This window comes from Ruegeria sp. AH12 (assembly GCF_056541465.1).
The window spans coordinates 36185-53707 of the sequence record NZ_JBQFYL010000016.1 but is presented as its reverse complement, the minus strand read 5'-3'; the positions used below and the strand labels follow the sequence as shown (position 1 = coordinate 53707).

19 protein-coding genes are annotated in these 17523 nt (G+C 57.2%); 15 read left to right on the top strand and 4 right to left on the bottom strand.

Annotated features, from left to right (window positions below):
* Positions 1–2: 2 nt before the first annotated feature.
* From ACR0EL_RS18320 to pheT, 9 genes are all read left to right on the top strand, one after another.
* Positions 3–728: a 16S rRNA (uracil(1498)-N(3))-methyltransferase gene (locus ACR0EL_RS18320; protein ID WP_480501488.1), complete on the top strand. Its 726-nt coding sequence runs from the start codon at positions 3–5 to the stop codon at positions 726–728.
* Complete coding sequence (locus tag ACR0EL_RS18315) at positions 725–1387, top strand: hypothetical protein (protein WP_480501487.1); 663 nt, start codon at positions 725–727, stop codon at positions 1385–1387. Before ACR0EL_RS18320 ends, ACR0EL_RS18315 begins: the two co-directional genes overlap by 4 nt.
* A complete protein-coding gene (locus ACR0EL_RS18310) occupies positions 1384–1911 on the top strand; it encodes a hypothetical protein (RefSeq protein WP_480501486.1) in 528 nt (175 codons plus the stop codon). The genes ACR0EL_RS18315 and ACR0EL_RS18310 overlap by 4 nt, the downstream gene beginning before the upstream one ends.
* A gap of 67 nt (positions 1912–1978) precedes the next feature.
* Positions 1979–3349, top strand: coding sequence for a glutamate--cysteine ligase (locus ACR0EL_RS18305; RefSeq protein ID WP_480501485.1), 1371 nt, complete (start codon positions 1979–1981; stop codon positions 3347–3349).
* A gap of 70 nt (positions 3350–3419) precedes the next feature.
* Positions 3420–4493 carry a phenylalanine--tRNA ligase subunit alpha gene (gene pheS, locus ACR0EL_RS18300; protein ID WP_480501484.1) on the top strand — a complete coding sequence of 358 codons (1074 nt, stop codon included), beginning with the start codon at positions 3420–3422 and terminating at the stop codon, positions 4491–4493.
* 8 nt (positions 4494–4501) lie between these two features.
* On the top strand, positions 4502–4810 hold the full coding sequence (locus ACR0EL_RS18295; protein ID WP_480501483.1) for a hypothetical protein: 309 nt from the start codon (positions 4502–4504) through the stop codon (positions 4808–4810).
* Between the two features lie 565 nt (positions 4811–5375).
* Complete coding sequence (locus tag ACR0EL_RS18290; protein ID WP_480501482.1) at positions 5376–6179, top strand: CE1 family esterase; 804 nt, start codon at positions 5376–5378, stop codon at positions 6177–6179.
* A 77-nt stretch (positions 6180–6256) separates the two neighbouring features.
* Positions 6257–6664 (top strand): cupin domain-containing protein, encoded by a 408-nt coding sequence (locus tag ACR0EL_RS18285; protein WP_480501481.1) that lies wholly within the window; start codon positions 6257–6259, stop codon positions 6662–6664.
* An 88-nt stretch (positions 6665–6752) separates the two neighbouring features.
* Positions 6753–9149, top strand: coding sequence for a phenylalanine--tRNA ligase subunit beta (gene pheT / locus ACR0EL_RS18280; RefSeq protein WP_480501480.1), 2397 nt, complete (start codon positions 6753–6755; stop codon positions 9147–9149).
* 45 nt (positions 9150–9194) lie between these two features.
* On the opposite strand, the gene ACR0EL_RS18275 is transcribed toward pheT, so the two are convergent.
* A complete protein-coding gene (locus ACR0EL_RS18275; protein ID WP_480501479.1) occupies positions 9195–10079 on the bottom strand; it encodes a LysR family transcriptional regulator in 885 nt (294 codons plus the stop codon).
* Between the two features lie 84 nt (positions 10080–10163).
* On the opposite strand from ACR0EL_RS18275, the gene ACR0EL_RS18270 reads away from it, so the two are divergent.
* Both ACR0EL_RS18270 and ACR0EL_RS18265 read left to right on the top strand, forming a co-directional pair.
* A complete protein-coding gene (locus tag ACR0EL_RS18270) occupies positions 10164–10799 on the top strand; it encodes a class I SAM-dependent methyltransferase (protein ID WP_480501478.1) in 636 nt (211 codons plus the stop codon).
* A gap of 84 nt (positions 10800–10883) precedes the next feature.
* Positions 10884–11333 carry a YtoQ family protein gene (locus ACR0EL_RS18265; RefSeq protein ID WP_480501477.1) on the top strand — a complete coding sequence of 150 codons (450 nt, stop codon included), beginning with the start codon at positions 10884–10886 and terminating at the stop codon, positions 11331–11333.
* Positions 11334–11396: 63 nt separating this feature from the next.
* Here the strand turns inward: ACR0EL_RS18265 and ACR0EL_RS18260 are convergent, their stop codons facing one another.
* On the bottom strand, positions 11397–12095 hold the full coding sequence (locus tag ACR0EL_RS18260) for a glutathione S-transferase family protein (RefSeq protein WP_480501476.1): 699 nt from the start codon (positions 12093–12095) through the stop codon (positions 11397–11399).
* A 145-nt stretch (positions 12096–12240) separates the two neighbouring features.
* Between ACR0EL_RS18260 and mscL the strand changes: the two genes are divergently transcribed.
* Together mscL and ACR0EL_RS18250 are read left to right on the top strand one after the other, a co-directional pair.
* Positions 12241–12669, top strand: a complete 429-nt coding sequence (gene mscL, locus ACR0EL_RS18255) for a large conductance mechanosensitive channel protein MscL (RefSeq protein ID WP_170535682.1) — start codon at positions 12241–12243, stop codon at positions 12667–12669.
* Positions 12670–12801: 132 nt separating this feature from the next.
* Positions 12802–13575 carry a mechanosensitive ion channel family protein gene (locus ACR0EL_RS18250; RefSeq protein WP_480501515.1) on the top strand — a complete coding sequence of 258 codons (774 nt, stop codon included), beginning with the start codon at positions 12802–12804 and terminating at the stop codon, positions 13573–13575.
* A gap of 189 nt (positions 13576–13764) precedes the next feature.
* Here ACR0EL_RS18250 and ald read toward each other — a convergent pair whose 3' ends face one another.
* Positions 13765–14883: an alanine dehydrogenase gene (ald, locus tag ACR0EL_RS18245; protein WP_480501475.1), complete on the bottom strand. Its 1119-nt coding sequence runs from the start codon at positions 14881–14883 to the stop codon at positions 13765–13767.
* 138 nt (positions 14884–15021) lie between these two features.
* On the opposite strand from ald, the gene ACR0EL_RS18240 reads away from it, so the two are divergent.
* Positions 15022–15480, top strand: a complete 459-nt coding sequence (locus tag ACR0EL_RS18240; RefSeq protein WP_480501474.1) for an Lrp/AsnC family transcriptional regulator — start codon at positions 15022–15024, stop codon at positions 15478–15480.
* Here the strand turns inward: ACR0EL_RS18240 and ACR0EL_RS18235 are convergent, their stop codons facing one another.
* On the bottom strand, positions 15481–16320 hold the full coding sequence (locus ACR0EL_RS18235; RefSeq protein WP_480501473.1) for a CPBP family intramembrane glutamic endopeptidase: 840 nt from the start codon (positions 16318–16320) through the stop codon (positions 15481–15483).
* Positions 16321–16546: 226 nt separating this feature from the next.
* Between ACR0EL_RS18235 and ppk2 the strand changes: the two genes are divergently transcribed.
* Entirely contained in the window at positions 16547–17482 is a 936-nt protein-coding gene (gene ppk2, locus ACR0EL_RS18230) for a polyphosphate kinase 2 (RefSeq protein ID WP_353013533.1), read from the top strand.
* The last annotated feature ends 41 nt before the right edge of the window (positions 17483–17523 follow it).

The window sequence follows — 17523 nt, the reverse complement described above, 5'->3', positions numbered from 1 at the left end:
TCATGAGTGCGAAGATCAGACTGTATGTAGATCAGCCTTTGGGTCAGGGGCAATCCGTTGAATTGACGCGCGAGCAGGCCCATTACCTGTTCGGTGTCATGCGCCTGTCGGTGGGTGGGTCTGTGGCCCTGTTCAATGGCAAGGATGGCGAGTGGCTGGCCGAGGTGGCCGAGGCCGGAAAACGCGGCGGTGTTCTGAGCTGTGTGGAGCAAACCAAACCGCTGCAGCTGCCCCCTGATTTGTGGCTTCTTTTTGCACCGATCAAAAAGGCGCGCACGGATTTCATCGTGGAAAAAGCAACCGAGATGGGGGCCGCTCGAATTCTGCCTGTTCAGACCCAATTCACCAATTCCGAACGTATCCGGCAAGATCGCTTGCAAGCCCATGCTGTTGAGGCAGCCGAGCAATGCGGCGGAACCTACGTGCCCGAGGTCGCCGAGTTGAAGCGGTTGGACCGGGTGCTGGACACATGGCCTGAGGGGCGGAACCTGATGTTTTGTGATGAGGCCGAGGCTGGCCCGGCCCTTCGATTGGCCGCCAATGAGAAAGGCCAGCCCTGGGCCATTCTCATCGGTCCCGAGGGCGGGTTTTCTGACAAAGAGCGCGCGCGGCTCACTGCATTGCCTTTTGCGCATGTGGTTAGTCTCGGGCCGCGTATCCTGCGCGCCGATACGGCTGCGGTGGCCGCTCTGACCATGTGGCAACAGGCGTTGGGGGATTGGGCGTGAAACAACAGCCGAGACAGGAGCTTCATCTTTTCTTCGCGACTGAGAACAGCGATGCAGTGATCCTCTTTCGGGCGAGCAATAGTCTTTATCGCCTGATTCACTGGCAGACCAATGGAGACAAATTCACTTTTGGGCAATGGATCAAGACCCGTATCTACGAAAGCGATTGCGCACTTTCTCCCGACGGCCGCCATTTTTTAGTGGGTGGGATGCAAAAAGACTCCTCCTACGCGTTTATGGCAATCAGCAAGCCACCTTATTTTACAGCGTTGGAGTATTTTCCATTTCATCTTACATACTCTTGCGGCGGTTTCTTTGTCGACAACACAACAGTTTCACTTCTAGGCGCGGCAAATGACCAAGGCATTGAAACTCTGAGATCTGGTTTCAAATTGGACAGATCTAAGAAACCGTGGTTGCATTTTAGACCTCGGTCCGAATGGGGCAGAGCGGCTGAACAAGATATCGCGGAACTACGATGTATGAACGACGAAAGAAGGGGCCGACCCGCAGTGCTTTTGAACTTTTATCATTGCGAAGGCGCAAAGCTATTTCGCAAGTCTTTAGAAGGCAACACACTGATCGGAGACTTTGGAGAAATGCGGTTTGAGAGTATTCCGGCACCTTATCGCGGGACAGAATGCAAAGAAGTCGAATGAGCTTTATCCGACCCGAAGCAAAACTGGCCCTGTGGCGCTGGCGCGAAGTGTTAATTGCCGCGCTGGTTTTGGTGCTGGGTCTCAGCTGGATCAGTGGGCCAGGTGGTTTACTGGGGTGGCTTGGATGGGTGCTGGTCGTGGTCGCTAGCGCCTTGGCCGTGATCGGGGTTCAGCGTGCCCGGTTCCGCACGGGATCGGGCGGGCAGGGCATTGTGACGGTGGACGAAGGCCAGATTACCTATTTCGGCCCGTTGGACGGTGGCATGGTCGCCACGCGTGAGATTGAGAGGCTGGCGCTTGATCCCACCTCAGCCCCGGCACATTGGGTTTTGGATCAACCCGGACAACCAGCGCTTCACATTCCTGTGAATGCGGAAGGGGCTGAGGCGCTATTCGACGTCTTCTCGGCGCTGCCCGGGTTGAAAACCGAACAAATGCTGATGGAATTGAACGGCCGCTCGGCTCATCCGGTGGTCATCTGGGAACGCACACCATCCCGCCCCGCCCACCTTCGGCTGCATTGACACTGGCGCCAATTGCGCCCACGACTGACCGTCAAGACAGACACAGCAGGATCGGAGCACAGGTCTCATGTCCATCCCTCAGTCCGGCGGCGGTCCGATCGAGCGCCACGCGCAATTGGCCGAATATCTGGAGTCGGGCTGCAAGCCCAAGGAAGATTGGCGCATCGGAACCGAGCATGAGAAGTTCGGCTATTGCAAAGACAGCTTGAAACCCCTGCCGTTCGAGGGCAAACGCTCGATCGTGGCCGTGCTGGAAGGGTTGCGGGATCGCCATGGCTGGGGCGAGGTGCGTGAAGGCGACAAGCTGATCGGTCTGGAAAAGGACGGGGCCAATGTCAGCCTTGAGCCCGGTGGCGCGCTGGAGCTGTCGGGTGCCCCGCTCGAAACAATCCACGAGACTTGCGATGAGGTGAACACTCACCTGCGTGAGGTGAAGGACATCGCCGACGAGATCGGCGTGGGTTTCATCGGACTGGGTGCCGCTCCGATCTGGACCCATGATGAGATGCCGCTGATGCCCAAGGGCCGCTATCGGTTAATGAACGACTACATGGAAAAGGTCGGCACCATGGGCCGCGCCATGATGCGGCGGACCTGCACGGTTCAGGTCAATATCGATTTTGGCTCCGAGGCCGACATGGTGCAGAAGCTGCGCGTGGCGCTGGCGCTGCAACCGGTGGCAACGGCGCTGTTTGCCAATTCTCCGTTCTTCGAGGGCAAGCCCAACGGCCAGAAAAGCTGGCGCAGCCATATCTGGCGGCATCTGGATGACGCGCGTACCGGTATGTTGCCTTTCGTGTTCGAAGATGGGTTTGGTTTTGAAGGCTACGTGCAATACGCGCTGGATGTGCCGATGTATTTTGTCTACCGCAACGGTGAATACATCAACGCCTTGGGACAATCCTTCCGGGATTTCCTGAAGGGCGAATTGCCCGCTTTGCCCGGTGAAACGCCCACGCTGTCGGATTGGGCCGATCATCTGACCACCGCCTTCCCTGAGGCAAGGATCAAGAAGTTCATGGAGATGCGCGGCGCTGATGGTGGCCCGTGGCGCAGGCTGTGTGCTTTACCTGCCTTCTGGGTTGGCCTGACTTACGACCAAGGCGCACTGGACGCCGCCTGGGATCTGATCAAGCGCTGGGACGCCGAAACGCGCGAGGAATTGCGGGTGCAAGCCGCCGTCAAAGGCCTTCAAGCGCAAGTTGGCGACATCAACATGCACGATCTGGCGCGCGAGGTTGTGGCGATCTCAGAAGCGGGCTTGAAATCCCGCGCCCGTCCGGGTGCCGGGGGCCTTGTGCCAGATGAGACGCATTTCCTGAACGCGCTGAAGGAAAGCATCGAAACCGGCAAGGTGCCTGCTGATGAGTTGCTGGAACACTACAATGGTGACTGGAACGGCGATCTGACGCGGATTTATCCCGAATACAGCTATTGACCCACCGCGTCCCGCTTGCATTCACGGGGCTGGCCCGATAGCAGGTTGGCGACCAAATTCAGAGGGCGTCATGGACGATCTTAAGGCAAAATATCTGGGGCAGATTGCTGAGGCGGGCGACGAAAACGCGCTTGAGGCGATCCGTGTCGCTGCCGTGGGCAAAAAGGGCGAGGTCGCGTTGAAGATGCGCGAGCTGGGCAAGATGACGCCCGAGGAACGTCAGGTTGCAGGTCCGGCGCTAAACGCCTTGAAGGATGAGATCAACTCAGCTCTGGCTGCCAAAAAGGCCGCTCTGGCCGATGCCGCGCTGGATGAGCGTCTGCGCACCGAATGGCTGGATGTCACCCTGCCGACTCGCGCGCGCCGTCAGGGCTCGATCCACCCGGTCAGCCAGGCAACCGAGGAACTGACCGCGATCTTTGCCGAACTGGGCTTCTCGGTGGCCGAAGGGCCGCGGATCGAGACCGACTGGCACAACTTTGATGCGCTGAACATTCCCGGCCACCACCCCGCGCGGGCCGAGATGGACACGTTCTACATGCACCGCGCCGAGGGCGACAATCGCCCGCCGCATGTGCTGCGAACGCATACGTCTCCGGTACAGATCCGCTCGATGGAGCTGCAGGGCGCGCCGATCCGCGTGATCTGTCCGGGCGGCGTCTACCGCGCCGATTATGACCAGACCCACACGCCGATGTTCCATCAGGTTGAAGGGCTGGCCATCGACAAGGACATCTCGATGGCGAACCTGAAATGGGTTCTGGAAGAGTTCGTGAAGGCGTTCTTCGAGGTCGATGATGTCGAGCTGCGCTTCCGCGCCTCGCACTTCCCATTCACTGAACCGTCGGCCGAGGTCGATATCCGCTGTTCCTGGGATAACGGCCAGCTGAAGATCGGCGAGGGCGACGACTGGATGGAGATTCTGGGCTCGGGCATGGTCCACCCCAAGGTGATCGCCGCTGGTGGGATTGATCCTGAGGTCTATCAGGGCTTTGCCTTCGGCATCGGCATCGACCGTCTGGCGATGCTGAAATACGGCATCCCGGACCTGCGGGCGTTCTTTGATTCCGACCTGCGCTGGCTGCGGCACTACGGGTTTGCGGCGCTGGATATGCCGAACCTGCATGGTGGTTTGTCGCGATAGAGGTAGTTTTGGACGACTGGCTAACAGCATATCGAGATTGGTGGAAGCGCAGGGTTTCCAACTATCCGTTGCTATGGCTGCTGTGTTTGTTTCTCGCGGTGTTTGTGCTGCCAACGCTCGCATCGTGGGTTTGGGAAAGAGACTCAGCGACCGTGTTGATCGCTTTTCTTTTATCCGCGCTTCTGTTCCTGCCGGGCGTTCTTGTTGCGGCACTGGAGTTTTTGCGAACAGGAGGTTTCTATCTGCGCGACAGGTTTCAAAGAGAGAAAACCCAAGACCTGATCAATAGACGGAGCAGCAGTTTTTGGAAGTGGTGATAGATACGGAGCAGCAGTTTTTGGAAGTGGTGATAGATAGTGTATCTACTAGGAGTATATCTTTCGAAATTCTATGATTGGAGTTTTGCGTTCTCTTCCCGCAATGGTCGTTGGGTGGGGAATGTAGTCCTCTTTGGATGGTTCGTTCTCTTTTGTGCGCTTGCGAGTTTTCTGCCTGGATGGGTGAGCGTACTAATTTTGCTTATATCCGCACCATTCTCCCTCCTTTTCATGATGGCAAATCAGAAGGTTCGAGAAAAACGAGAACGAGCGGCGCGAGACAAAGAGACTCAATTGTGGAAAACCAAGAAGCTTATTGATCGTTACAAGAAATAGGCGCGGAGCAAAGGCCGATAGGCCGCCGCGCCATCGCCAGACCGCCCGCACGGGCTGGCGATTTGTCTCCGCCAGCGCACCGCTCGAACAGTGCACGGATTTGGCTGGACTAAAGTGCCCACCACAAACTAAGGATCGCCACCCCACGGTCTGGCGATGGCGCGGCTTGTTACATTGCCCCACGGGCTTGTGACGTGACTCGGCGCTCAGGCTGGGTAGGGTCAGGCCCATGATCTATCGACTGCTTCTCCTTCTGATGACAGCCACACCGGCCTTTGCCATGGGGCCTTGGAATACCGAATGCCACGGCGATACCGCTTGTCAGGTTGGCGACCGTTCGTACCACGTGCTGGAGCCGGACGGGTGGGATGGCGAAACGCCTCTGCCGGTTCTGCTGCATTTCCACGGCTGGGCGCGACAGGGGACTGTGGTGGTGAACCACGAACGCATTGCGGGCGCGACCAAGCTGCGGGGCGTGCTGCTGGTGGCCCCCAACGGATTGGGCAAAACCTGGAACTTCTGGTCGGCGGATACGCGGGACGTACCCTTTGCCGACCGGGTGCTGGAGGATGTGGCCAAACAATATCCGATTGACCGCGACCGCATCTATGTTTCGGGCTATTCCTATGGCGGCGCGATGGCGTGGCGCTATGTTTGCCAGTCAGGCGACGACATCGCCGCCTTGCTGGCCGTGGCCGGTTCAATCCAGCAGACCGAAACCTGCCCAGAGGCCCCGGCCGAGGCGCGCCATGTGCATGGCCTGCGCGACAAAGTGATGGATTTTCCCTATGGCGCAAACGGCGACGCGACCTATCCGGTGGCCCTGTGGCGCGGGGCCTATGACTGCCACGATGCAACCCCGCGCGGGGATTGGAGTGTCGAGCCGTTCCTGACGCTTAGCCGCATGGAATGGACCGATTGCGCGCAGGGGCAGGTGGTGCTGGACACCCATCCCGGCGGGCATTTTATCCCCCATGGCTGGATCGGGCGACAGCTGGACGAGCTTTTAGGACGTACACCTACCTATCCGTGACGCGCTGCGCTTGAATATCGGCGCTGTCTTTGCCACTTCTGGTGCCTGACGATGTCCGCCAAAACAGGGTGCGTGCAATGAAACTGGTTCTGTCTTTTGCTTTGATATTGGCCTCTGTTCCGGCCTTCGCCCGCGACACCTATCCGCCGGTGGAAGTGTTGTTGCAAACCGAAACTTCGGTGATTGGTGAGGCTTTGGAATACCCTGCGGGTACGCCAGAAATCACCATGGCTATCGTCACAATGCAACCGGGGAAGGAGACCGGCTTGCATCGTCATGACGCCCCGTTGGCGGCCTATGTTCTGGAAGGGGAAATCACTGTCGATTATGGCGACAAAGGAACCAAAACCTACAGGGAAGGCGATGCATTTGTCGAAGCGTTCCAATCGCCACACAATGGGGTGAACCCGGGCCCGGGCATCGCGCGGATACTGGCGGTTTTCGCCGGTTCTGATAGCGTTTCAAACACGGTTGCGGACGAGTAGGCGGCTGGGCTGCACGCGGCCTCTTTCCCCTGTTCGCAATATCCGTTAAACGCGGTCTGACCCAAGTTTTACTGGCGGATGACGACCGATGAAATTCACTCTTTCCTGGCTCAAGGATCACCTGGACACCGACGCATCGGTTGATGAGATCGCCGAGGCGCTGACCGATCTTGGCCTTGAGGTCGAAGAGATCGTGAATCCGGCGGATCGGTTGAAGGGCTTTACGCTGGGCCATGTGAAACATGCCGAAAAGCACCCTGACGCCGACAAGCTGCGCGTCTGCACGGTGGCGACGGATGAGGGCGATCTGCAGATCATCTGCGGCGCCCCAAATGCGCGTGAAGGCATCACGGTCGTGGTCTGCAAACCGGGCATGTATATCCCCGGTCTGGATATCACCATCAGTGTTGGCAAGATCCGTGGTGTCGAAAGCTTTGGCATGATGGCCTCGGAACGCGAGCTGGAGCTGTCGGATGAACATGACGGTATCATCGAGCTGCCCTCGGGCGAGGTTGGTGATCAGTTCGTCGACTGGCTGGCCGAGAATGACCCGTCAAAGATCGACCCGATGATCGAGATTGCGATCACCCCGAACCGTCCCGATGCGCTGGGCGTTGCGGGTATTGCGCGTGATCTGGCGGCGCGCGGTCTGGGGACGTTGAAGGTACGCGACTACGTTCCGGTGCCGGGTGATTTTGAAAGCCCGATCAAGGTGACCATTGATGAGGATACTCTGGACGGTGCGCCGCATTTCACGGGACGACTGATCAAAGGTGTGAAAAACGGCCCAAGCCCGCAATGGCTGCAGGATCAACTGAAGGCGATTGGTCTGCGTCCAATATCGGCGCTTGTCGATATCACTAACTACATGACCTTCGATCACAACCGCCCGCTGCACGTGTTTGATGCCGACAAGGTGCAGGGCAACCTGCGTGTTCATCGCGCCAAGGGTGGCGAAACACTGGTCGCGCTGGATGAGAAGGAATACACGCTGCACCCCGGCATGATGGTTATCTCGGACGACGACGGCCCAGAATCGATTGCTGGTATCATGGGCGGAGAAGAGACAGGCTGTAACGAAGACACAGTGAATGTCTTTCTCGAAAGCGCGTTCTGGGATCATGTGCAGATCGCCCTGACGGGCCGCGCGCTGAAGATCAACTCGGACGCGCGCTATCGGTTCGAACGTGGGGTTGATCCGGAATACACGCTTGAAGGGCTGGAACGTGCGACCCAGATGATCCTGGATATCTGTGGTGGTGAAGCGTCCAAGGTGGTTGAGGCTGGCAAAGCGCCGAACCATGCGCGTGCCTACAAGCTGGATGCGGAACGTGTGCAGTCTCTGGTTGGCATGGACATTCCAGAAAGCGATCAGCGCCAGACCCTGACGCGTCTGGGCTTCCGCCTCGAAGGTGAAATGGCCCATGTGCCCAGCTGGCGCCCTGATGTCATGGGTGAGGCCGACCTGGTGGAAGAGGTCGCGCGGATTGCTTCACTGACCAAGTTGCAGGGCAAGCCATTGCCACGCGTGACCGATGGCATCCCGAAGCCGGTGATGACACCGACACAGCGCCGCCAATCGATGGCGCGGCGCACGTGTGCTGCGCTGGGTTACAACGAATGTGTTACCTACACTTTCATTGATCAGGATGCAGCGGCTTTGTTCGGAGGCGGGGACGCGGCGACTCAGTTGGAAAACCCGATCTCGTCAGAGATGAGCCACATGCGCCCCGATCTACTGCCCGGATTGCTTCAGGCCGCGGCGCGCAATCAGGCGCGTGGTTATGCGGATGTGGCCCTGTTTGAGGTTGGTCCGGTGTTCCATGACGGAGAGCCGGGGGAACAGCAAACGCAGATCACTGGCCTTTTGGTTGGCCGTTCTGGTCCCAAGGACGTACATGGCGCGTCCCGCCCGGTTGATCTGTTTGATGTCAAAGCGGATGCTGAGGCTGTTCTGGCAGCCATCGGGGCGCCCGCTAAGGTTCAGATCCTGCGCGATGGGGATGCCTGGTGGCATCCGGGCCGTCACGGCAAGATTTGCCTGGGTCCGAAAAAGGTGCTGGGCGTGTTTGGTGAATTGCATCCACGCATCCTGCAGTCGATGGATATCAAGGGCCCGGCGATGGCCTTTACCATCTGGCCGGATCAGGTACCTCTGCCCCGTAAATCCGGTGCGACCCGCGCGGCTTTGGAGCTGCGCGATCTACAGGCGGTCGAGCGTGACTTTGCCTTTGTCGTTGACGAAGGTGTCGAAGCGCTGACGCTGGTCAACGCCGCTGCGGGTGCTGACAAAGCGCTGATCGAGGATGTGCGCGTCTTTGATGAATTTATCGGGGGTAGCCTGGGAGAGGGCAAGAAATCCCTGGCCATCACCGTGCGCCTGCAACCCACCGACGCGACGCTGAAAGAAAAAGACATCGAGGCGGTGGCCGAGAAGATCATCGCCAAGGTTTCCAAAGCGACGGGCGGTGTCCTACGCGGGTAATCGCAGCAATATACACTTTGCAGAGCGCGCCTTTGGGCGTGCTTTTCATTTCGAGAAGAACTTGGTCAGCACATCAAAGACCAACCGGATGCGCCGACTGGTGTGCAGCTCGCGATGTGCGACCAGCCAGATCGGGAATTCAAAGGGGTCCATGTCAGGTAGAACCCGTTCCATTTCTGAAGCCGCGTCGCCTACATTCTGCGACATGGGTGCGATGCCGAAGCCGTGCTTGGCATATTCCCAAGCAACAACGCCATTATGTGAACCGAGCCTGAAATTATCTTCCGTCAGGTGAATGCCAAGTGGCTCCAGATAAGCGATCATCTGATGGGTGTCGCCAAAACTAATGAAGTCGTGGTTGGGCAAATCGCTTTTCGATTCAGGGTGCCCCATGCGGTTCAAATACGCGGAAGATGCATAAAAGTGGCCGGGCGCTTCCTGCACCAGTTTGGCGATAAGATCAGGTTGTTCAGGTCGCACATGGCGAATTGCGATATCGGCTTCACGCCGCATCAGGTCACTCACATCGTTCGAAGCGATCACTTCTATCCGCAGACGTGGAGCTTGTGCCTGAACCTCGCGTAGCAAATCCGGCAGAATATGCGCTGACATGACATCACTGGCAGTGATCCGAACACGCCCTTCGATCGATTGTGCCTGACCAGATGCTGTCAAGGCGATCCGATTGGCAGCTTCGCCCATGGCGCGCGCGTGTTCCAGGATCTCCAAACCAGCTTGCGTGATTTCTAACGAGCGGCCCACACGCTCGAACAGCAAAACGCCCAAATCGGCCTCAAGCGCAGCGATCTGACGGCTAAGCGTCGGTTGACTCTGTCCCAGATGCCGCGCCGCTGCCGAGAGCGACCCGGTATCCGCAGTCGCCAGAAAGGCGCGCATGTGGTTCCAATCAAATTCGTCGGCTTTGTTCATGCAAATATGTATAAGCGTTCTGCGATCTTCGGCAATTCCTATTCAATATCCGCATGAATAGATAGGCCGCAAAGGAGATTTGCCATGAAGACTGGTGCAAAATTTTGGGATGGCATTGCCGCGAAATACGCGCGTAGCCCAATCCGTGACAGGGAGTCGTATGAATACACTCTGGGACGGACCCGGTCCTATCTGACCCAACGGCACAACGTTCTTGAGCTTGGCTGCGGAACCGGCTCAACCGCGCTGCTGCTTGCATCGTCAGTCGCGCATATCACGGCCAGCGATTTTTCTGACGCGATGCTGGATATTGGCCGGGATAAGGCGAAAAAAGAAGGGGTCGACAACATCTCGTTCATGCCTATCGACATCACCTTGCCAGACGATGAACAGTCCTTTGATATCATTCTTGGCTTCAACGTGTTTCATCTTGTACCGGATATTGAAAAGGCCTTTGCGGACATCTATGCACGTCTGCCCTCGGGCGGGTTGTTCATATCCAAAACGCCTTGCCTTACCGAGGGAAGTTTGGGTTTTAAATTTGGGCTGATGAAACTCATGCTGCCTGTGATGCAGCTGTTTGGCAAAGCGCCTTATGTGAACCTCTTCGACGTAAAAACGCTTGAAGCTACGATCACAGATGCCGGTTTTGAAATCGTCGAAAGCGGGAACTATCCGGCAAAGCCCCCGTCTCGGTATCTGGTGGCGCGAAAGAAATAGCCGCCTTAGGTGGTTTCTTCGGCTTACGCATTGGGCTTTGCGTGATTGCCCATTAAGTAGGGTTCAAACTGTTTTGGAGGAACCATGGGCCTGAACGTCTATCTATCTGGGGAAATTCACACCGATTGGCGCGAACAAATCATCGATGGTGCGCAGGGGCTGGATGTTTCTTTCAGCAGTCCGGTCACCGATCATGCAGCCAGCGACGATTGCGGCGTTGCCATTCTGGGCGCTGAGCCGAACAAGTATTGGCACGACCATAAGGGCGCGATGGTCAACGCGATCCGCACACGCAAGGGTATCGCTGACGCCGATGTGGTCGTTGTGCGATTTGGCGACAAATACAAACAATGGAACGCAGCGTTTGACGCCGGATACGCAGCTGCCTTGGGTAAATCACTGATCGTGTTGCATGGCCCTGATCATCAGCACGCGCTGAAAGAGGTCGACGCCGCCGCACTTGCTGTGGCTGAGGAACCCGCTCAGGTGGTCGAAGTTCTGCGCTATGTGCTGACCGGTAAGCTGCCGGGCTAAGAATATGGGCTTGCGACCGGTTCTGGCCGCAAGCCCGATGTCGGTAACGGGGCGAGGGGGGCCTTAGTCTCGCGCGGGTGTCACCAAGCCTTTTTGAACTGCAGGCCGTTCCAAGAAACGATCCAGATAGGCCACGACATTGGGGTGATCGTCCCAACCGACCAAATCCTTCGCTTCATAAAAGTCCAATCCGCGCAGCCAGGGGGCAATGGCCATGTCTGCGATCGAGTAGTCTCCGGCAACCCAATCCTGACCTTCAAGCTGCGTGTTCAGCACGTTCAGCAGACGTTTGGCCTCGGCCACATAGCGTTCACGGGGGCGGGGATCTTCGATCTCGCGGCCCGCGAATTTGTGGAAAAATCCAAGCTGGCCAAGCATCGGCCCAATGCCACCCATCTGAAACATCAGCCATTGGGTGATGCGGTGTTTGTCAGATGCACTCTGACCGATGAACTTACCGGTCTTTTCAGCCAGATACAGCAGGATCGCGCCGCTTTCGAACAGGCCGATAGGTTCACCATCCGGACCGTTGGGATCAATGATTGCCGGGATCTTGTTGTTGGGGTTCAGTGACAGAAACTCGGGGCTTTTGACGTCGGCATCGGCCAGTGTGACCTTATGCGCCTCATAAGGCAGACCGGTTTCTTCCAGCATGATCGATGCTTTGACCCCGTTTGGGGTTGGGAAGGAATAGAGCTGAATGACCGACGGATCTTTGGCGGGCCATTTTTGGGTCACGGCGAAGGGGGCTAAAGCGGACATGGGCTCTCCTGAATGATCTGATTGGGGAAAAATAGGCATGCTTTCCCATAAAAAAATATGTTTTAGGGTGCAATTAGCGCACAATTAATCTGCGCCTATGCGCGAACAGAGGCGAAAAACGCTAACAACAGGAAAGAGGGAACACATGATCCAGGAATTCAAAACATTCATAGCCAAGGGCAATGTCATGGACATGGCTGTGGGTATCATTATCGGTGCTGCATTCACCGCAATCGTGACATCGCTGGTCGGGGACCTGATCAATCCATTGATTGGTCTGTTCACAGGCGGGATTGATTTCACCAATAACTACGCCGTGCTGGCAGGCGATGTTGCCGAAGGGGCGAGCCTGGAAGCGGCGCGTGAAACCGGCGCTTCGGTGTTTGCTTATGGTGCGTTCATCATGGCGGTCATCAACTTCCTGATCATCGCATGGGTTGTGTTCATGCTGGTGAAGTCTGTGAACCGCGTTAAGGATGCAGCCGCCAAAGAAGAGGAAGCAGCCGAAGAAGCCCCCGCTGGCCCAAGCGAGTTGGATATCCTCATGGAAATCCGGGACGCTTTGAAGAAGTAAATCCGTAAGTTGGTACGAAAACGGGGCTCCGCATCGTTACCGGTGCCCCTTCTAATTTGATCGAGAAGGAAATCTGACATGGATCAGACAGTCGATATGGCAAACCAAGCTGTGGATTTAGCGAGTGGCTATATGCCGATCCTGTTGAGTGCGGGTAAGGCGTTGATTGTTCTGATCATCGGTTGGATCGTGGCCGGGATGGTATCGGGCGTTGTGCGGCGTCGTATCAACAAAACGCCTCAGATCGATCCCACGCTTGGGAATTTTGCTGCCAGCCTTGTCAAATGGGCGATCTTGGCGATCGTCCTTGTGGCCGTTCTGGGGATTTTCGGGATCGAGGCCACAAGTATCGTTGCCATTCTGGGTGCTGCCTCGCTGGCGATTGGTCTTGCGCTGCAAGGGACGCTCAGCGATCTGGCGGCGGGCGTGATGCTGGTCGTGTTCCGCCCCTATAAACTGGGTCAGTATGTCGATATCGGCGGCACAGCCGGGACGGTCAGAGACCTGAACCTGTTCACGACTGAACTGGTGACACCAGACAATGTGCAGATTATCGTGCCAAACGGACAGGCCTGGGGAACGGTGATCACCAATTACTCGGCCCATGATACACGCCGCGTCGATCTGGTTTTTGGCATCGATTATGGTGACAGCGCGGATGAGGCCATGAAGATCATTCTGGATGTGGCGAACGCGGATGCGCGCATTCACAAGGATCCGGAACCCTGGGTGAGGGTCACAAATCTGGGCGACAGCTCGGTCGATCTCACAGCGCGTCTGTGGTGTGCTGCGGCGGACTATTGGGATGTGAAATTCGAGCTGACTAAGACCATCAAGGAAGCCTTCGACGCCAAGGGTGTCTCGATCCCTTATCCGCATTCGGTGGAAATTCAGAAACAGGGCTAAGGGCTCCCGCCCGTCGAACGGGCATTCAAAATGCCCTCCTCCGGTTGGGCCCGGCGCCGCACTGTCGTGCGGCGCTGTTTCGTTTTGCGACGGTTTATTTGTAGAGTACCCGCGCCGCGCCAAGGGCGCGGTGCTACGCCCAGCGCTGTAAAGCGCCTTTTTCAGAAGGCGCTTTCAGGGGCGGGAGGGTTACGCCTTGATCACCACGTTGGGCGAGACGACGTCGATGCCAAGCGCCTTGCCAACTGCATAGTACGTCAGCTGTCCGGCATGGACGTTCAGACCGGCCAGCAGATGCGGGTCATCCTGACACGCTTGTTTCCAGCCCTTATCTGCCAAAGACAGCATGAACGGCATCGTCGCGTTGCCCAGCGCAATGGTCGAGGTGCGTGCCACAGCGCCCGGCATGTTGGCCACGCAGTAATGCATCACCCCATCGACCTCATAGATCGGGTCCGCATGGGTGGTCGCGCGAGAGGTCTCGAAACAACCGCCCTGATCGATGGCCACATCCACCAGTACCGCACCGGGTTTCATTGTCGACAGCTGCGCGCGTGAGACCAGCTTGGGGGCTGCTGCGCCGGGGATCAGAACCGCGCCGATGACCATATCGGCCTCACGGATCAGTTCGGCGGTTGCGCCGGCGGTCGAGTACTGGTTCTTGAACTGGCCACCGAACACGTCGTCCAGATAGCGCAGGCGAGGCAGGGACCGGTCCAGAACGGTCACATCTGCACCCATGCCAGCGGCGATCTTTGCCGCATGAGTGCCAACCACGCCACCGCCGATCACGACGACCTTGGCCGGGCCAACCCCAGGCACGCCACCCATCAGCACACCGCGCCCGCCATTGGCCTTTTGCAAGGTCCATGATCCGACCTGAGGGGCCAGGCGCCCGGCCACCTCGGACATCGGGGCCAGCAGCGGCAGGCCGCCATTGGCATCGGTTACGGTTTCATAGGCAATGGCCGTACAGCCTGATTCCAGCAGGTCATGGGTCTGATCCGGGTCGGGGGCCAGATGCAGGTAGGTGAACAGCAACTGACCTTCGCGCAGCATCTTGCGCTCTCCGGCCTGGGGTTCTTTGACCTTCACGATCATGTCGGCGGTGGCAAACACCTCTTCTGCCGTGTCCAGAATGCGCGCGCCAGCTGCGATGTAAGCGTCATTGTCGAACCCCGCGCCGATCCCGGCACCGGTTTCGATAAGCACCTCATGCCCGCGTGACACCGCTTCCTGAGCTGCATTCGGTGTCATGCCCACGCGGAATTCCTGTGGTTTTATTTCTTTTGGGCACCCGATTTTCATGTGACCCTCCTCCGTTCATAAACTGCCTAAATTATGTGCATTACGTGGCGCAATTTCTGTGAAACAATGCCTGCTATTGGGCTTTCTTTTGAAAGAATCCAGCGAAAGATACTGAATCAACGCAACGGATATGCGCGAATGAGCTTGGATACGACTGATCGTAAGATTCTGGCCGCCCTGCAAAAGAATGGTCGGGTTTCGAATGCGGACCTGTCGGAAAAGGTGAACCTTTCACCCTCGGCCTGCCATCGCCGGGTCCAACGGCTGGAGCTGGAGGGCTATATTCGAAACTACGTGGCCTTGCTGGACGCGCGGAAGATGAATGTTCCCACAACCGTGTTTGTCGAGATCACCTTGCAGGGTCAAGCCGAAGAAGTTCTGGATTCATTCGAGAAGGCGGTGGCCCGCATTCCGGATGTGTTGGAATGTCACCTGATGGCAGGGACAGCAGATTATCTTCTGAAAGTTGTCGCCGAAAACACCGAAGATTTCGCCCGCATTCACCGCCAATATCTGTCGCGCCTGCCGGGCGTGGCGCAGATGCAAAGCTCGTTTGCCTTGCGGACGGTGTTCAAGACCACGGCCTTGCCGGTCTGATCAGGCCGACACGGGATAGGTGAAATAGGCGAGGTGGACAAAGTTAAAGGCAAAGTGCATCGCAATCGGTACCCAAAGCCGCCCGGTCGCGGCATAGGCCAACCCCAGACCCAAGCCCAGCACCGTGGCAAAGATCATCAGGGCTGGACCACCGCCGAAATGCGCCAAACCGAACAACAGGCTGGCTGCGACAACGCCACCAATAGGGCCAAGTTTCGAACTGAACAGAGATTGCAGGTAGCCGCGAAAAAATGCCTCTTCCGTGAAACAGGTTAGAAACAGGTTTGAAACTGCAAAGACCAGCCACCACGGGGGCAGTTTAACCTCTGGCCGCAGCGCCCCGATTGAAACAGCGGCAAGAAAGATCAGCGGCAGTAGGGCAAGCCCGATGACGAGCCACGTGGCATTGGTTTTCTGACGCGCAAACAGCATGCTGGGCCAAACCAAGAGGACCGCAAAGAATACCATTGGTTTGTCGAGGTTCAGATACATTGTAAACGTGGCGCTCTTTTCACCGGCATAGACCTGATCCAAGATAAGCAGATTGTTGAACCCAGGAACCAGATGCGCGCCCAGGGCGAAACACCACAGGATCAGAAGTGTATGTCCGGCAACTGCCATCGCGCCGCTCAGGCGTGGCAGGGTCGCGGCCCCTAGCAACCCGATCGCAATCACTGAAATCGCCCATGGCGTGATCAGATTGGCAACTGAGCCGACGCTGATGAACAGCACCAACAGCGCCAATGCCACGCCCATCCGTCCGCTCAGCGCGGTAATCTGGGCCGCGATCAGGATCATCCAAGGCCAGATCATCGGAAGAAGGGTCAACACATACGCCATGGTGGCCTCGACAGTTCGACTGGCTTAGTCATGGCGCTCAGCTTTCCCTGGTGCAAGCCTTTCCAGTTGCGGCAATTCTTACGGTTGTATCCCCTGCGCGAGCGGTCCAGAATTGCACGTAATGTCTTTACATGGCAGCGGTCACCTCATCGGCGCCGGCAATAAGATCAACTTATCCGATGACATCAGGCGGTTACACAGGCGCATTACTGTCCGCACCCGGTGAATGAAGAAGGAACAGACTTTGGCGTATGAAAACAACGACTCTCCCAAAGACTGGCTAGAGGCCGAGTTGGAAGACACGCTGGACGAAGATTTTGAGATCGAGTTCAGCGAACCCATGCTGTCGATGGAAGTGCGCAAGATCTACAAGGATCAGCATCCAGATATGCTGGATCGCAAGGTCTATTTCCGCAACTTGCTGCGCCTGCAAGCCGAGCTGATCAAGGTTCAGGATTGGGTGCAGCATACCGGGGCCAAAGTGTGCATCCTGTTCGAAGGCCGCGACAGTGCGGGCAAGGGGGGCGTGATCAAGCGGATCACCCAGCGTCTGAATCCTAGGGTCGCGCGCGTGGTGGCGCTGCCTGCGCCCAGCCGACGGGAACAAAGCCAGTGGTATTTCCAGCGCTATGTCCCGCATTTGCCTGCGGCGGGCGAGATCGTTTTCTTTGATCGGTCCTGGTACAACCGCGCCGGGGTTGAACGCGTCATGGGCTTTGCGACCGAGGATCAGGTCGAACAGTTCTTTCAGGACGTTCCCGAATTTGAACGGATGTTGGTTCGGTCCGGGATCATCTTGCTGAAATACTGGTTCTCGATCACCGATGAAGAACAACAGCTGCGATTCCTCATGCGGATTCATGATCCGATGAAACAGTGGAAACTGTCTCCGATGGATCTGGAATCCCGCATTCGTTGGGAATCCTACACCAAGGCCAAAGAGGATATGTTATTCCGCACGAACATCTCTGAGGCGCCGTGGTACATTGTCGAGGGCAATGACAAAAAGCGCGAACGCCTGAACTGTATCGAGCACCTGTTGACCAAGATCCCTTATACGGACGTGCCGCAGGAGCGGGTCGATCTGCCTGATCGTAGGTACAACCCTGACTACGAACGTCGCATTCTGCCCGACGAGTTGTACGTCCCGAAAATCTACTAGGCGAAACGGGTCTCTGACCCAAGAAAAGCGGGGCGCGATGT

Excerpts from the sequence above, each read along its gene's own strand:
- ACR0EL_RS18320 (WP_480501488.1), top strand. The coding sequence starts at position 3 with ATGAGTGCGAAGATCAGACTGTATGTAGATCAGCCTTTGGGTCAGGGG.
- ACR0EL_RS18310 (WP_480501486.1), top strand. The coding sequence starts at position 1,384 with ATGAGCTTTATCCGACCCGAAGCAAAACTGGCCCTGTGGCGCTGGCGC.
- ACR0EL_RS18305 (WP_480501485.1), top strand. The coding sequence starts at position 1,979 with ATGTCCATCCCTCAGTCCGGCGGCGGTCCGATCGAGCGCCACGCGCAA.
- pheS (WP_480501484.1), top strand. The coding sequence starts at position 3,420 with ATGGACGATCTTAAGGCAAAATATCTGGGGCAGATTGCTGAGGCGGGC.
- ACR0EL_RS18290 (WP_480501482.1), top strand. The coding sequence starts at position 5,376 with ATGATCTATCGACTGCTTCTCCTTCTGATGACAGCCACACCGGCCTTT.
- ACR0EL_RS18285 (WP_480501481.1), top strand. The coding sequence starts at position 6,257 with ATGAAACTGGTTCTGTCTTTTGCTTTGATATTGGCCTCTGTTCCGGCC.
- pheT (WP_480501480.1), top strand. The coding sequence starts at position 6,753 with ATGAAATTCACTCTTTCCTGGCTCAAGGATCACCTGGACACCGACGCA.
- ACR0EL_RS18275 (WP_480501479.1), bottom strand. The coding sequence starts at position 10,079 with ATGAACAAAGCCGACGAATTTGATTGGAACCACATGCGCGCCTTTCTG.
- ACR0EL_RS18270 (WP_480501478.1), top strand. The coding sequence starts at position 10,164 with ATGAAGACTGGTGCAAAATTTTGGGATGGCATTGCCGCGAAATACGCG.
- ACR0EL_RS18265 (WP_480501477.1), top strand. The coding sequence starts at position 10,884 with ATGGGCCTGAACGTCTATCTATCTGGGGAAATTCACACCGATTGGCGC.
- ACR0EL_RS18260 (WP_480501476.1), bottom strand. The coding sequence starts at position 12,095 with ATGTCCGCTTTAGCCCCCTTCGCCGTGACCCAAAAATGGCCCGCCAAA.
- mscL (WP_170535682.1), top strand. The coding sequence starts at position 12,241 with ATGATCCAGGAATTCAAAACATTCATAGCCAAGGGCAATGTCATGGAC.
- ACR0EL_RS18250 (WP_480501515.1), top strand. The coding sequence starts at position 12,802 with ATGCCGATCCTGTTGAGTGCGGGTAAGGCGTTGATTGTTCTGATCATC.
- ald (WP_480501475.1), bottom strand. The coding sequence starts at position 14,883 with ATGAAAATCGGGTGCCCAAAAGAAATAAAACCACAGGAATTCCGCGTG.
- ACR0EL_RS18240 (WP_480501474.1), top strand. The coding sequence starts at position 15,022 with ATGAGCTTGGATACGACTGATCGTAAGATTCTGGCCGCCCTGCAAAAG.
- ACR0EL_RS18235 (WP_480501473.1), bottom strand. The coding sequence starts at position 16,320 with ATGGCGTATGTGTTGACCCTTCTTCCGATGATCTGGCCTTGGATGATC.
- ppk2 (WP_353013533.1), top strand. The coding sequence starts at position 16,547 with ATGAAGAAGGAACAGACTTTGGCGTATGAAAACAACGACTCTCCCAAA.